Origin of the sequence: Flavobacterium sp. MR2016-29, from assembly GCF_015350695.1 — a bacterium.
GTDB lineage: Bacteria > Bacteroidota > Bacteroidia > Flavobacteriales > Flavobacteriaceae > Flavobacterium.
In genome coordinates this window covers 211,046-226,473 of the sequence record NZ_JADKPU010000002.1, presented here as the reverse complement: position 1 = coordinate 226,473, position 15,428 = coordinate 211,046, and the positions used below count along the sequence as shown (strand labels likewise).

The window sequence follows — 15,428 nt, the reverse complement described above, 5'->3', positions numbered from 1 at the left end:
AAATGGCGTATGAGATTTCCATACGCCATTTTCTTTTAAACTAAAAATGACTATTTAACGATCAGTTTTTTAGTAACATTAAAATCTTTAGAAGCAATATTTACAATATACATGCCGGATGCCAAATGATGATTGATTTGTCCTGAAGCAGAAAGTTTGTCTGTTAAAACCGTTCTCCCATTCATGTCAGAAACCGTAATTGAAGCTGCATCTCCATTTTGTAATTCTGGCAGTAAAACATGAAATTCATTGTCTGTTGCTGGGTTCGGATAAATGCCGATTACTTTTTCAGTTTCAGAAACATCATCAATTTTTATAGATGCTTTTCCTGTTCCAATAGTTGTTGGTTCCAATTGCCATTGCGCACTGAACCATCCATCTTGTGAATTTCCGTATTGAGCAGATCCTGTTTGGTTTTCAACATGAATAATATTTCCTGATTGCCATCTGTTTCTTAGTCTTACCCAAGTTCCATCAATATAGTCGCTTGACCATTGTGCACTCCAGAAAGTAGTATCTGTTATGTTACATTGAACACTTCCAGTCTGACCTTCAATATTAATTAACTCTCCAGTTGCTACATTTTTAAGTACAAAATAAGTGGCATCAATAGCGATTTTTTGCCATTTGTAGCTGTTGCCTGAAACTGTTGCTCCATAACCAACGTTTGTTCCGGCATCAGATAAATAAGCTCCAGTCCATCTGTTTTTGATTGTGAAATATGTTCCTGTTGAAGAAGAAACGGTTATGGCACAAGTTGCTGTTTTTGCTCCATCTTGAGTTGTAACTGTAATCGTTGCAGCGCCCGAAGCGACAGCAGTTATTAATCCTGATGTATTTACAGTGGCAACGGCAGTATTATTTGAACTGTACGTTACTGATTTATTTGTTGCTGTTGAAGGATTAACTGTTGGTGTTAATTGCTGTGTTGCGCCAACTGATAGAGTTGCAGTTGTTGGAGCTAAAGTTACGCTTGTAACAGCAACAACGCCAGTTCCGGGATTAGAATCGTACCAAGTATTATTCATGTACCAGCCTGTTTTATTTCGGCTTAAGTCGGCAGTTTGGTTCGTTCCGTCGTTAAAAATTAAATTAGTTGAAGTTACATTTGTAAAGGTATAACTGTACCAGCCATTTCCTGCATTGATCATGTTTACACCTGGCCAAGTTGCATTTGCTAAAACTCCCGCAGGCAGAGCACTCCAATAATAGATTTTAATTGCAGTTCCCCAGTTTGATGGCTTATAGAAATAAACCGTAAAATTAGTATTTGGATTTACGGTAATTGTTGCAACTGCGGTCTTATTTCCGTCTTGTGTTGTTGCAGTAATATTTGCTGTTCCAGCTGCAACAGCTGTTACAAGTCCGCTAGAATTTACCGCTGCAATCGCTGTATTGCTAGAACTCCAAGTTATATTTTTGTTTGTTGCGTTTGCCGGAGCAATTGTTGCAGAGAGCTGTTGCGTATTTCCAGCATATAAACTATCTATAGTTGGTGAAACACTAACTGACGCAACCGGAATCGCAGCAACGGTTATTGCTGATGTTGCTGTTTTATTTCCATCAGCAGTTTTAACAGTAATAGTAGTTGTTCCTGTAGCAACTGCCGTAACTAATCCAGAAGTATTTACAGTAGCAACGGCTGTATTACTTGATGTCCAAGTAAGATTCTGATTGGTAGCATTTGCTGGTGCAATAATTGCATTTAATTGTTGCGTAGATCCTAAACCAACAGTTGCAGTTGTCGGATTTACAGAAACTCCAGTTACTGCAACAACAGGAGCATTAGTATTGGTTAAAACTAAATATTCATAAGCAGCAAACGTTCTTATTGTGCCTGTTGTTAAAGTTACAGAAGCATTGTTATTGTACGGATTTACATAGGTTCCTGCTAAGGCAGCCGGAATAACATATGATTTAGAAGCATTTCTTAAATTCGACATTACAATAACTTTTTCTGTACCTAAAGTTTTGGTGAAAATACTAATGTCATCATTTGCATACATCGTTAAATCACCGCGTCTTACAGCAGCACTCGAAGTTCTAAAATTTAAGATTTTAGCAAAATCAGCAGCTGCAGTTGGGTTTTGTGACCAATTGAATTTAAAATTTGTCCAAGGCCAATCGGTTTTTGGTTCATAATCAATTTCTTGTCCGCTCATTAAAAAAGGAACACCTTTCATATAAGCTGAAACTAAGAAGTTGGCCACAATTCCGTTATGATTATTAAAGATTACAAAAGGTCTTTGTACACCATTATCGTTCGTATACGTATCATGATTTCCTGTATATCGAACAGCTTGATTTGAACCCGTTGCATTTGCATATTCGTAATCGTTTATGGTTTGAAAACGTGTTGAAACCGGACCACCGGCAGCAACATCTTTTAAAGCATTCCAAAACCATCTGTCGCCAAAATTCATGTCAAAACCAGCTGTAAAGTTGGCTTGTCTGTCTCCTTCGGCTAACATTAATAATTTATGAGAAGAAATTCCTCTGATATTTGAAATAACTTCTGACCAAAAATCAAGCGGAGGATTATTTGCATAATCGCAACGGTATCCATCAACATTTGCTGCCAAGATCCAATAACGCATAGCATCTTTTATAGCGCCACGTGTAGCTGAGCTATTAAGGTCAAGCGCTGCAATATCTGAAAAGTTGCCTAATTGCTGAATCGTTGTACCGCTTCTCATATAATACTCAGGATGCGTGGTTGTCCAAGCATTATCCCAAGAAGTTCCATTAATGGCAATGTCTAAAATCACGGCCATTCCGCGGCTGTGAGCGCCATCCACTAAAGTTCGTAGATCTGAAAGCGAACCGTATTCTGATCCAACGGCTTTAAAATCTTTAATGCAATAAGGTGAAGCTGAGCTTCGAGAATCAGTACCGTGCGGGTAAATTGGCATTAAATAAATAACATTGGTACCGAGTGCTTTTATATTGTCTAATCGGGCGGTTACTCCGGCTAAATCTCCGTTAGCACTAAACGGACGAATATGTACCTGATACATGTTTACATCTCGAGTATCTGGAACACTAGCGAATGGCGTGCCGTACTGAGGCGGATCTTGTGCATAAACTGAACTTGCAAATAATAATAGAAAACAAACTAGTGTTTTCATGATATGAAATAATCTAGTGGTAATTTTGATTTTCATAATAATAGTTTTTTGAATGCTTGTCGGCATTTCTAACTAAAATTCATTCTCACTCGCATTGTTTTTAAATTCGACAAACATTTGTGGTTAATAGTTTTCAAGTAGTAAAATTTTTAATTTTTGTCCATAAGACATAGGGATTGCCACGAATTTCACGAATTAGCACAAATTTTAATCTGCAGCTTTAATTCGTGTCAATTCGTGAAATTTGTGGCAAAAAACTTAGAAGCTTAGTATCTCAGAACCTTTGTGTCTTAAATTACAATTTTTTCAATCCCTTAGTTCTGCGGCATTTCCTTCTTTAATGCTGATGGCAACACCACCGCCTGGAGCTAAATACTGTTTTAAAATTGTTTTTGAGGTTACAACAACTTTTGTCACAGTATATTTTTGTGGATTTTCTTTCCAATTTGCTTCTTTAGCATCGGCATAAATGGTGGCAATGAATTTTTTTCCGGCAGGTAAATAATCAAAAGTGATATTTGCAGTTCTAGCATTTTCATCTGTAATTCCACCAATAAACCAAGCGTCTTTTCCTTTAGCTTTACGGGCAATAGTAATGTAATCTCCCGGTTCAGCTTCCAAAATATAACTGTTATCCCAATCTACAGCGACATCTTTAATGAACTGAAATGCATCTGGAAAACGCTCATAATTCCCAGGAATATCAGCCGCCATTTGCAACGGACTGTACATGGTTACATAATAAGCCAATTGTTTTACCAAAGTCGTATTGACACGCTGTGAACTTCCTGTTCCGTAGTACGAAAGATCCGTTTGAAAAATCCCTGGCGTATAATCCATTGGTCCTCCCATTAATCTTGTAAAAGGCAGAATAGTTGTATGATCCGGAGCTAAACCTCCCATAGATTCAAACTCTGTTCCGCGTGCAGACTCCTGAGCAATCCAGTTTGGGAAAGTTCTGTTCAAACCAGTCGGGCGAACTGCTTCGTGACTGTCAATCATAATTTTATAATCAGCTGCACGTTTAGCTACGTTAATGTAATGATTTACCATCCATTGTCCGTCATGGTGTTCGCCACGCGGAATAATTTTACCTACATAACCTGTTTTTACAGCGTCATAACCGTTGTCATTCATAAACTGAAAAGCACGATCTAAACGTCTTTCGTAATTGGTTGCCGATCCTGAAGTTTCGTGGTGCATAATAATTTTTACTCCTTTTGAAGCAGCATAGGCGTGAACAGCTTTTACATCAAAATCAGGATAAGCCGTTACATAATCAAAAACTTCTTCTTTCCAGTTTCCAATCCAGTCTTCCCAGCCAATGTTCCAGCCTTCGATAAGAATCGCATCGAAACCATTTTTAGAGGCAAAGTCAATATATTCTTTTGCACGTTCTGTTGTAGCTCCGTGTTTTCCGTTTGGAGTAAGTTTTGTGAAATCATCTGTTAATTTCACATTGTTTTCTTTTCCGAAAGCCCAAGTACTTTTTCCAGCTACAAAATATTCCCACCAAATTCCGATGTATTTTACCGGTTTAATCCATGAAACATCTTTGTAACTTGTTGGTTCGTTAAGATTCAAAATTAATTTTGAAGCTAAAATATCTGTTGCTTTATCACTCACCACAATAGTTCTCCAAGGCGATTGTGTATCAGTCTGCATATATCCTTTTGCGCCAACAGCATCTGGCGCTAGATGGCTGCGCATTTTGTTTGTTGCAGCATCAACTTCAAGATACATTGCTGGATAATTAATTAATCCGGCTTCGTGAATGTTGATATACAAACCGTCATCAGATTTCATCATTGACGGCGTTTGAACAGAAAGTTCTTTTATTGGCCATTGTGAATTGATTTCGATCGTTGCTTTTTTCATCAGCGAAGGAATCTCTGAAATTTTTGAGGTTGTATACGCATATTCGTTGGTATCATAATCTCCCGGAATCCAGAAAATTTTATGATTTCCGGCTAAATTAAATTCAGAACGCTCTTCTTTAATTACAAAATAACTTAAATCATTTTGCTTTGGAAATTCATATCTGAAACCTAATCCGTCGTTGAATAAACGGAAACGAATTCGAATGTATCTATTATTATTTTTTGCTTGCGCTAAAGTGACAACCAATTCGTTATAATGATTACGAATCGTTTTTTCTTCGCCTAAAACTGGATTCCAATTTTCATCAACAGAAGATTGTGCTGTATTTGTAACGGTAAAACCATCCAAAAACGAAGGCATATTTTGAAGTTCTAATCCCAAAGAACTTGGTTTTATAACTGCTTTTTGTTTATATGATAATTGGTAAGACGGAATACCGCCTTCTTTCAATTCGAATTTTAAAGAAAGATTTTTGTCTGGCGAAGTTATTTCCTGTGCGTGAATCCATAAGGAGTTGGCACATAAAAAAAGTAAAAGCGCGATTTTTTTGCTTAAACAAGTTTGAAGCTGCATTTTTTGGGATTGAAAATTCATGTTATTTAGTTTTTTGCAAAGCTAATTCTATTAAAGGCTTTTTATTACTTTTTTAGGATTAAATATTGGTACGCATTTAAATTTATTTCGGCACCAATTGAAATTCCAGTTCCAGTTAAAGCATCTGTCCAGTTTGTATTTGCTAATGTTGTAGGAGTAGTATATTTAACGGCTTTGTTTCTAAGGTTTGCTATAATTAAAACTTTATCAGCAGAGGTTTCCATAGTAAAAACACTAGTTTCGTTGCTGCTGTATCCTGTCAGTTTTCCTTTTCTTAAAGCTTCGCTTGTATTCCTAAAAGCAATAATTTTTTTGTATTCTTTCAGCATTTCATAGTCTGCTGCAGCCCAATCGATTGCTATTTTATCAAAATAATCAATTCGTTTTGAGTAGCCAATTTCTTGTCCGCCATAAATCATCGGAACAGATTTCATGCTTGAAGCGACAACAAAAGCCGCTAAAGATCCTTTTTTACCTCCATAAAGTTCTAGTGGCGTTCCGTCAGAAAGATTTACGTCATGATTTGTAGTGTAGCGTACAATTCTTTTTGAACTCTCTAATTGTCCATATTCTTTTGAACTTTCGGTTTGCAAATAAGAAGCGGGCTGTGCTTCTGAAAAAACCTTTTTTAAAGCATCAAAATAGGCAAAGCCAAAAGTATAATCAAAACCGGCATCATAATGGTTTGCTCTGGAACCTTCGGCCATTAAAATCATTTTTTGGTTTTTGATTTTACGGATTTCAGTAATCGCCTGCGACCAGAATGTCATCGGAACAAAATCAGCAGCATCACATCTAAAACCATCAATATTGGCATTATAAACCCAATACGACATAGCATCAATCATGGCTTTTTTCATGTCTGTATTGGTATAGTTTAATTGTGCAACATCTTGCCAGTTCGTTCCAGGCGGAATTGTAATATTTCCATTTGTGTCTTTTTGATACCAATCTGGATGTGCTGTGATCCATTGATTGTCCCACGAAGTATGATTGGCAACCCAGTCTAAAATAACCGCCATGTTTTTACTATGCGCTTCTGTAACTAGAGAACGAAGATCCTCCAAAGATCCAAAATCAGGATTTACTGCCTTATAATCTTTTACCGAATAAGGCGAGCCTAGTTTTCCGGCAGATTTTATTTTTCCAACAGGATAAATCGGCATTAAATAAATCACATTCGCACCTAATTTCTGAATAGAGTCAAGACGTTTTTGAACTCCTTTTATTGTTCCTTCCGGACTAAAAGAGCGAAGGTTTACTTGATAAATTACAGCATCTTCATTGGCTGGAACTTTATCAAAAGCAGTTCCGTATTGCTGATATTCATTTCCTGTTCCTGTTCCCGGATCAGGTTTAGGATTATCATCAGAAGAGCTGCAGGAAACAAATGCTAAAGCAAAAAGCAGTATAAAAACGATGTTTGTATTAGACTTCATAATTTTAGGAATTTAATTTTTAATAAGCCTGACTTTGATCGTCAGGCTTTTAAATCTGTTTAGTTTTTGAAAAAACCTGCCTTTTTTCAGGATTAAAAGACAGGCATTAACTAACCAAACTCAACTTTTATATATTTTTATTTTTTTATAATAGTACAAGTTGCCGTTGCTGGATAACCTGCAGTTGCAGGATCAGTTTCAACGATTGTAAATGTTACCTCATAGGTTCCAGCTTCGGTAATGGTGTACGCACCTTGGTCATCACGATTAATAGTGTTTGTTGTGGCATCTTTTGGTCCGTAATTAACAGACCAATTATCATTTAATCTGAATTTTAAGGCTCCAGGAACTAAATCAGCGGTAATTTTCCATGTTTTAGTTTGATGGTCATAGTTCATTGGAGTGCTTTTATCCCAGCCTCCAGATTGAGCAGTTCCTACAATTCCCCATGCATAAGCAGTAGCAGACCATTTTAAAGTATTTAGATTTACTTTAACTTGATAAGAACCAGTTCCAGGAAGTTTTAAGTCGGCATCACTCATTTTTTGAATTGTGCCTTCTCCGGTACCAGCGCCATAAAACTCCGCCCAGTTTCTTGCTGTATTTACCTTAAATACCGGTCCATAACCTGGAAGAACAGTAACATAGCCTTGATAAACACCTTTTTCAATAGCTGTTAAGACAGATGCACTATTAACATCCCATTCGCCTTGATAAGCACCCGGCATATAAATTTCACCAAAAACAATACTTTTTTCGAAAGGCGTAACAGTTAGTTCTACATTGTTTGAGAATACTTTTCTGTCCATTGCTGCCTCGACACGAACAATAAGTTTACCGGCTGAGTTTGGCTGTAGACCAAGATCTGTTGCAATTTTGTTTAAATCTCGTACTGAAAAAGATTTGCTTAAGACATCTTGGCCAACTTCAAATCGAGTAGCTTTCAGCCATGCACTAGAACCCGTAATATCTGCCGGAACATCAAACTGTACAGCATACGTTACCGGTGCTTCAATAGGAAAAGTAACAGCTTCCCAAGAAATAGTTATCGCATTATCATCCGCTTTGTCTTCTAGTAAAACAATTTTGCTGCTTGGTGCTATTTTAATGTCTGCCGGAAAATTTACTTCTTTCAAATAAGTCAATTCGGCATCATTTTCGCAAGATGCACCTAAAAAAAGCAAGGTGCCAAATGCAAATAATGTACTTATATATTTTTTCATAGTGATATTTTTTTAGTAACCTGGATTTTGTTTAAGACCTGGATTAGCGTTTAAGGCAGAAGTAGGAATCGGGAAGATTTTTCTATAAGCTGCAGAAGCTTCTTTGAATTGTTTTGGCAGTAAAAATTTGTCAAAACGAATCATATCTTGTCTTCTGTGACCTTCCCAGTTTAGTTCAAGACCTCTTTCTGTATAAATATCATCCAGAGTTGGGTTAGCAGCTAACGCTCCAATTCCCGCACGTGTTCTTACGGCGTCTACAAAAGATTTTGCTGCTGCTGGATTGTTTAAGCGAACGTTACATTCGGCAATCATCAAAAGAACATCGGCATATCTGTAAATAGGGAAATCATTAGATGCGCCTCCGCCGTTACGTGGCGTTACAGGATAAAATTTCACATTACGAACACCTTCTTGTGCTCCAGCTCCTGGATTATCTAATGAACTAATGTCAAGAGTGTAATTTGTACCGCCTGGCTGTTCTCCAATTAAAAATTGTTTTTTACGAACATCGGTGTCTGTGTACTGCTGATAAAAATCTTTAGGAACAATAGTACCGTTCCAGCCGCTGTAACCAAATAAGGCTTGAGCATGAGGGCCAAATAAACTGCGGACAGTAAAAATGTTACGAGAAACAATATCAACAGTGGTGTAGATTGATAAAATAGTCTCATCAGCAGGAAGCACATCTCCAAATAACTCATAATATGTATTCCCAAGTGCGCTTGCAGCATTTGCATTTGCAGGATGCAAACTAAAACCGCCTTCGCTTACTTTGTTGCAGGCTGCTAAACATTCAGCCCATTTTGCTTCGCCAGTATATACTTGAGCATTCAAATACACTTTTGCCAATAAGGTATAACCAGCCCATTTATTAAATCTTCCGTAATAATTACCGCCTTTTGTTCCAGAAAGTAATTCTACGTTTTCAGTCAATTCTTTTACAATAAAGTCGTAAACTTCTTTTCGGCCAGCTTGTGGAATTTTATCTACTGTAATATTATTGTCTGTATAGAACGGAATGTTTCCGTAATCGTCCATTAATAAATAATAGAAAAAAGCGCGTAATACTTTAGCTTCTGCAATTTTTGAAGCATCGGCTTTTGCAGTTTCTAATTGCGAAATGGCCAAGTTTGCATTGAAGATCGATTTGTAAAGCCAGTTCCAAGTGTTGCTTACCATTAAATCAGTTGGCAGCCATTGGTGCATGTATACACGCGCAAAATCTAATTGCCAGTCACCTGTATTTCTATGCGGAATCACCTGTTCATCAGCAGACATACAGTTTAAATCGTACCATCCATTATCAGCTCCGGCGTAACCTACACCATTCCAGTTTCCTCCAACTTGAGCATAAACACTAGCAAGAGCGATATCAGCTCCTTCTGGAGTTCCGTAAAAGTCTTCAGAACGATATTTATCGTAAACATTTTCATCTACATTGGTACAACCAACAAGAGATAGGAAACAAACGCTTCCTAATAATATTATATTTTTAAGTTTCATTTCTTTTACTATTTAAATTTTACATTCAAACCGATTGCGATACTTCTGGTACGTGGATAAATCCCTTTATCAACACCAAAGTTGTCCTCAAGTTTACCACTTCCGCTCAAAGTTATTTCTGGGTCTATACCCGAATAATTTGTAAAAAGTAAAAGGTTGTTTCCGGTAAGCGAAAGTCTAACAGATTCGATGTATTTAACATCAGTAAAACGAAAGTTATATCCGGCAGTAACATTTTCTAAACGTAAAAATGAACCATCTTCTAAATACATATCTGAGGCATAAGGAGAAGTATAAATTCCTTCATCGACAGCACTTTCTAAAATGTTTGATTTACCAATATTTTCCAATTTGCTTATGTTAGATCGTACTTGATTGTAAATTTTATTTCCTCCAGAACCTCTCCACAACATCGAAACATCAAAGTTTTTATGAACGAAAGTTGGGTTGAAAGCATATGTATATTTTGGCAATGCAGAACCTTTTAAGTATCGGTCTGGACTTCTGTCTCCCTGATCGATAATGCCGTTTCCGTCACGATCTAAAACAGTTTCTACTCCAGCCGCATCTACGCCTGTGTGTTGTAAAATATTGAAAGTTCCTACTGGCTGTCCTTTTATCAAATAGGAGTTTGGAGCTCCCCAGCTTACATAATCAGTATTTAAAGGAACTCCGTTGATACTTCCACTTAAATTAAGTACTTCGTTTTTCATTAGAGAAACATTTCCTGCTAATGTTAAAGTTGTATTTTCAGATCTGATGACATCATATCCAAGAGCAATCTCTAAACCTTTATTTGAAATACTTCCAACATTTGCTTTAATTTTATCAAAAGGATAAGGAGGCTGAGGTACAGTGTAATCAAATAATAAATTATCTGTTGTAGAAGTGTACACATCAATTGTTCCTCTTAATCGACTGTCTAAAAGAGCGAAATCAAGACCAATATTGGTCTGCTTTTTAGTTTCCCATTTTAAATCAGGATTTGCATTTTGACTAATGTTAAAATTGGTGATTTGAGAGCCTCCAAAATAAGTAACGCCAGAACCTCCAACTAATGATAATGAACTTTGCGGACCAAGACCTTGCTGGTTACCCGTTTCACCATATCCAACGCGTAATTTTAATTCGTTGAAAATAGTCTGATTTGCCATGAAGTTTTCTTTGGTAATTTGCCAAGCTACAGATGCAGATGGAAAATAGCCCCATTTATTGTTCGCTCCAAATACAGACGCACCATCTTTTCTAATACTTCCTGTAAATAAATAACGGTCTAAGTACGAGTAGTTAATACGATTTAAGAAAGAAACTACAGTTCTGTCATTTTTGTATGATTTTAAATCTCCAGATAATGCTTTAGAAATATCAGCCAATTCAAGGTTGTTATAAGTAGCTAGACCATTGATAAAACCTCTTGCTTGCGCATAATCTCCTTGGTACAATTGTTTTTGCCACTCATACAAAGCCAGAACGTTAATAGTGTGGGCACCAAATGTTTTTTTGTAGTTAAGACTAATATCCATTAATCTTTCATTTTGTCTTTCGTTTCTGATGTTAGCAAAACTTTTTTGATCAATTGCATGAGAATCTGTTGATTCTACCGGATTATAAAAACCAGTTGTTTTGTTTGTTTTTCTCCAGCTTCCAAACCAGCTTGCCGTTAAGCCATCAAATAAATCTAAATCTGCTTTTAAGCTTCCGAATAAATTATCAGCCTGACTTTCGTTAGTAACTGTTTCTGCAACAGCATAAGGATTTAAGTATTGAAATACGTTTGGATCTGTGAAATAGGTTCCGTCCGTATTGTAAACTGGATCTGTTGGACGCATTAAATATGCATTTGTAATTAAATTCGAAACATAATTTACACGGCCAATAGACTGAATACTAGATGTCGTATAATCTGTTCCGTTGTTTAAATTATAAGTCAATTTTAATTTTCCGTCAAGTCCAGTTTGACTTGCCTGAACGCGTGCAATGTATTTTTTGTTGTTTGAATTTATTACAACTCCATCTTGCAAAATAGCACTGATAGAAGCTCTGTAACTAAATTTGTCTGCTCCTCCGCCAAATGCTAAAGTATGGTTTTGAGTAACGCCGGTTTTAGTTAAAATTCCGTACCAGTCTGTATCAGAACCATGATTTGCAGAAGCCGGAACACCAACACTTTGAGCCGTTTCCCACCATTGGTCGGCGTTTAGCATATCTAGTTTTTTCGGAATAAAATCTAAAGACGTAGAACCAATATATTCTATTGTCGTTTTTCCTGCTTTATTTTTTTTAGTTGAAACAATGATTACACCCGGCGCACCTCTAGAACCGTAAATAGCTGTAGCCGATGCATCTTTTAAGATATCAATACTTTCGATTTCAGTTGGCGGAATTTGGCTTAACAAATCTAAGTTTCCCTGAATTCCGTCTACAACTACAAGCGGATCATTTCCTCCAATTAAAGAAGAAATACCTCTAATACGCACGCTTGGAGCGCTGCCTGGCTCACTCCCGATTTGGTTGATGTTGACACCGGCAGCTTTTCCTGAAATCAATTGCAACGGATTTACAATTGCACCTTGATTCATGTCTTTTGCCGCAATGGAAGATACAGAGCCCGTTACATCTTTTCTAGCAGAAGAACCGTATCCAACTAAAACAACTTCATTTAAGTTAGTTGCGTCTGGCAAAAGCTGAATGTTGATTTTGCTTTCGCTTGCAACTACTTTTTTATCTTTATATCCCACAAAAGAAACGACAATTACAGATGAACTGCTTTCGAGGGTAATTTGATATTTTCCATCAAAATCTGTAACCACACCGTTTTTTGTTCCTTCCTCAAAGACTGATGCTCCCGGAAGAGGACTCCCATTTTCATCTGTAATAATTCCAGAAACAGTTTGCTTTTGAATTTTCACATTTTCGGTTTTAAGCTCTGGTTTTTTTAAGATAATTTGAGTGTCTCGAACTTTAAATTCGGTTGGAGTTCCTTTAAAAAGTTTATCCAAAACAATATTTATTGGCTGCTCTTTTACGGAAATAGAAATTATGCGATCTAAGTCGATATCATTCAGTTTGTAAATAAATCTGAAATCTGTTTTTTGTTCTATGGTCTCAATAACCTTTTCGATTGTTGAATTGTTTAATTCTAGAGTTACTTTAGTTTTTTGGGCATAAGTATTTCCTCTAATGTTAAACATGGCGACCAAAATAAGTAGTGTAGTTAGTTTCAATTTTAGGTCATTTTGGAATAATGAGTATAGAAACCCAGTATTCTTAGATTTTTTTTTCATAATTTTGTTAATTGATTGTAGTTAATTCGTTATATTCAATCACTTAGTAAATCGGAAATTGTTCGCAGCTCTTTCCGATTTTTTTATTCTTGTAATTTTACTTCTTCATTTTTCTTCATTGGTTTAGTGGTTATTTAATTAGTATTTGATTGTTTTTTATCGTGTAATTAATGCCGTGAATGTCATTAAAATAGCTCATTACTTTTTCTATAGATTCGTCGCTGAAACTGGCATTGAATTTTTCGTTTGCTAATTTTTCGTTTTTATTTATAATTGTAACATTGTAACGTCTTTCGAGTTTTGTAATAATGTTTTTGAAAGTCATATTTCTAAAAGTCAATCCGCCAGTAATCCATGAAGTATAAATATCTGTAATCACAGGTTTTGTAGCAATCAAGGTGTTCGCTTTATTAAAACTTCCTTTAAAGCCAGGTTTTAGAATTGTGTTTTTGTTTGCGTCAAAATCTTCGTTTTTACGGTACATTCCAACAGAACCTTCGACTAAAACTACATCTGTTAAGGCATCTTCAGGATAGTTTGAAACATTAAAATGTGTTCCTAAAACGCGAACGTTCAAGTTGTCTGCATTTACTATAAAAGGATGTTTTTTATCTTTGGCAACATCAAAAAAAGCTTCTCCATCTAAAAAAACTTGACGGTTTTCGCCGGCAATAAATTTTATCGGATATTTTAAAGTAGTCCCAGAATTTAAGTGAACAACAGTTCCGTCAGACAATTGCAATTGAAACCTTTTGCCGTACGGAATTTTGATTGTGTTGTATGTAAGTTTATCTAAATCAGAATCGTTTTCATAAACAATTTTGTCTCCGTTTTGGTTTCCCACAACATTTCCTTCAGCGTCTTTTACCTGAACCGTATTGTTTTCAGAAATAATCTGAACATTTCCATTTTCTAACTGCAAGACAATATCAGTACTTTTAAAATCGAATTTTTGCTCAGATTTAGTATTGAAAGCACCTTTTTGATACGCAAGACCAATTCCTAATAAAATAACTGCTAAAGCTGCAATAGAAATATACTTTCTGAAATTTGATTTTTTCGGGACAAATTCAATAGTAGTTTCATTTTCTTTTGATGCTGATAAAATGTTCAAGAAAATATCGTCAGCAGTTTGCTGTTCCATTTTTGGCATTTCCGTTAAAAGATGCTGAATATCTTCCACAGTCGGAAAATCGTCAGTAAGTTTATTTTTTTTATAATAAGCAATTACTTCGTTTGTTTCTTCGAGCGTACATTGGTTTAAAACAAACTTTTGCAAAAGATTTTTTATTTCAGAATTTGAATTCATTATGAATTGATTTTAAGATCCGGTTCTGATATAATACAGTTGAAAGCAAGTTGACTACTACTCAAACGTTGTAAATTTTTCAATTTTAACATTTAAGTTTATCAAAGAATACGTTAAGTGTTGATTTTGTTGAGGTTCTGGTTAAATAATTTTTTGCTTTTTTAGTTGAACAGATTTTTGTCATTTCGAACGAAGGAAGAAATTACACCAGAAATTCGACAAAGATTGAAGATTAACTCTATAGAGCTTCTAGTGTGATTTCTCCCTTTGGTCGAAATGACAAACAAAAAAAAATCACTCCGTAAGAGTGATTTAATTGGTTAACATGGTTTTGGTTAGATAATCTCATCGTGAACTTGAAAAAAGACTCGCATAGATTCTAATGCTTTGCTCATTTGGTTCCTGACAGTATTTATAGAGATGCCGAGTTCTTGACTAATTTCTTCGTAACTCATGCCTTTCTTTCTTGACATTTTAAAAATTTGTTTCCGTTTTGGTGGTAATTGTTTCATGGCCTGCTTTCGAAGCTTTTTACAATCGGCTTCCCGAATAGAATAATCACCATATTCATGCGATTTTTGACTTTCATAAAATACAGCTTCTTTGAGTACTAAATCGTTCGCTGCTTTATTAAGAACATTAAAAGCTTGATTTCTTGCAATGGTAAAAATGTAAGCTTTAAAAGATTGTTCCAGATTTAAGTTTTCGCGATTTTGCCAAACTTTCATAAAAACATCTTGAACATTTTCTTCAGCAGCTTCTTTAGATTTTAATAAACTGATGCTGTAAGCATAGATATCCTGATAGTACAAATCAAAAAGCTTGCGAAATGCTTTTTCGTTGCCTTTTTTGAGTTCACTCACCAATAATTTTTCGCTATGATCGTTCGCTTCTAACATTAATTTAATTAGTCTTTATTTAAATCTAATTATATTATGATACTATCAAAATTGGTACTCTAATTTGTTGTCTGGTTAGCAAATATATAAAAATATTATTCGCAACAAATAGTATACAAAAAAACTTAATTGTGATTTATTTAATTAAATTTATGCTGAATAGCA

Annotated in this window: 8 protein-coding genes; all 8 read right to left on the bottom strand. The window is 35.6% G+C overall.

Going from position 1 to position 15,428, the window contains the following annotated elements; translation table 11 throughout:
* Positions 1-50: 50 nt before the first annotated feature.
* Positions 51-3,164 (bottom strand): Ig-like domain-containing protein, encoded by a 3,114-nt coding sequence (locus IR010_RS06905; RefSeq protein ID WP_194602702.1) that lies wholly within the window; start codon positions 3,162-3,164, stop codon positions 51-53.
* A gap of 270 nt (positions 3,165-3,434) precedes the next feature.
* Positions 3,435-5,603, bottom strand: coding sequence for a glycoside hydrolase family 97 protein (locus tag IR010_RS06900; RefSeq protein ID WP_228515116.1), 2,169 nt, complete (start codon positions 5,601-5,603; stop codon positions 3,435-3,437).
* 44 nt (positions 5,604-5,647) lie between these two features.
* The gene (locus IR010_RS06895; RefSeq protein WP_194602699.1) at positions 5,648-7,042 is read right to left on the bottom strand and encodes an alpha-amylase family glycosyl hydrolase; all 1,395 of its coding nucleotides are present in this window, start codon (positions 7,040-7,042) and stop codon (positions 5,648-5,650) included.
* A gap of 137 nt (positions 7,043-7,179) precedes the next feature.
* Entirely contained in the window at positions 7,180-8,265 is a 1,086-nt protein-coding gene (locus IR010_RS06890; RefSeq protein WP_194602695.1) for a SusE domain-containing protein, read from the bottom strand.
* A gap of 12 nt (positions 8,266-8,277) precedes the next feature.
* The gene (locus tag IR010_RS06885) at positions 8,278-9,771 is read right to left on the bottom strand and encodes a RagB/SusD family nutrient uptake outer membrane protein (RefSeq protein WP_194567803.1); all 1,494 of its coding nucleotides are present in this window, start codon (positions 9,769-9,771) and stop codon (positions 8,278-8,280) included.
* An 8-nt stretch (positions 9,772-9,779) separates the two neighbouring features.
* Entirely contained in the window at positions 9,780-12,995 is a 3,216-nt protein-coding gene (locus tag IR010_RS06880) for a SusC/RagA family TonB-linked outer membrane protein (protein WP_228515115.1), read from the bottom strand.
* 190 nt (positions 12,996-13,185) lie between these two features.
* Entirely contained in the window at positions 13,186-14,364 is a 1,179-nt protein-coding gene (locus tag IR010_RS06875) for a FecR family protein (protein WP_194602690.1), read from the bottom strand.
* Positions 14,365-14,699: 335 nt separating this feature from the next.
* On the bottom strand, positions 14,700-15,263 hold the full coding sequence (locus tag IR010_RS06870; protein WP_194602687.1) for an RNA polymerase sigma factor: 564 nt from the start codon (positions 15,261-15,263) through the stop codon (positions 14,700-14,702).
* Positions 15,264-15,428: the final 165 nt, after the last annotated feature.

What these genes read in the sequence shown, in the direction of transcription:
- IR010_RS06905 (WP_194602702.1), bottom strand. Translation starts at nt 3,164, where the DNA reads ATGAAAATCAAAATTACCACTAGATTATTTCATATCATGAAAACACTA.
- IR010_RS06900 (WP_228515116.1), bottom strand. Translation starts at nt 5,603, where the DNA reads ATGAATTTTCAATCCCAAAAAATGCAGCTTCAAACTTGTTTAAGCAAA.
- IR010_RS06895 (WP_194602699.1), bottom strand. Translation starts at nt 7,042, where the DNA reads ATGAAGTCTAATACAAACATCGTTTTTATACTGCTTTTTGCTTTAGCA.
- IR010_RS06890 (WP_194602695.1), bottom strand. Translation starts at nt 8,265, where the DNA reads ATGAAAAAATATATAAGTACATTATTTGCATTTGGCACCTTGCTTTTT.
- IR010_RS06885 (WP_194567803.1), bottom strand. Translation starts at nt 9,771, where the DNA reads ATGAAACTTAAAAATATAATATTATTAGGAAGCGTTTGTTTCCTATCT.
- IR010_RS06875 (WP_194602690.1), bottom strand. Translation starts at nt 14,364, where the DNA reads ATGAATTCAAATTCTGAAATAAAAAATCTTTTGCAAAAGTTTGTTTTA.
- IR010_RS06870 (WP_194602687.1), bottom strand. Translation starts at nt 15,263, where the DNA reads ATGTTAGAAGCGAACGATCATAGCGAAAAATTATTGGTGAGTGAACTC.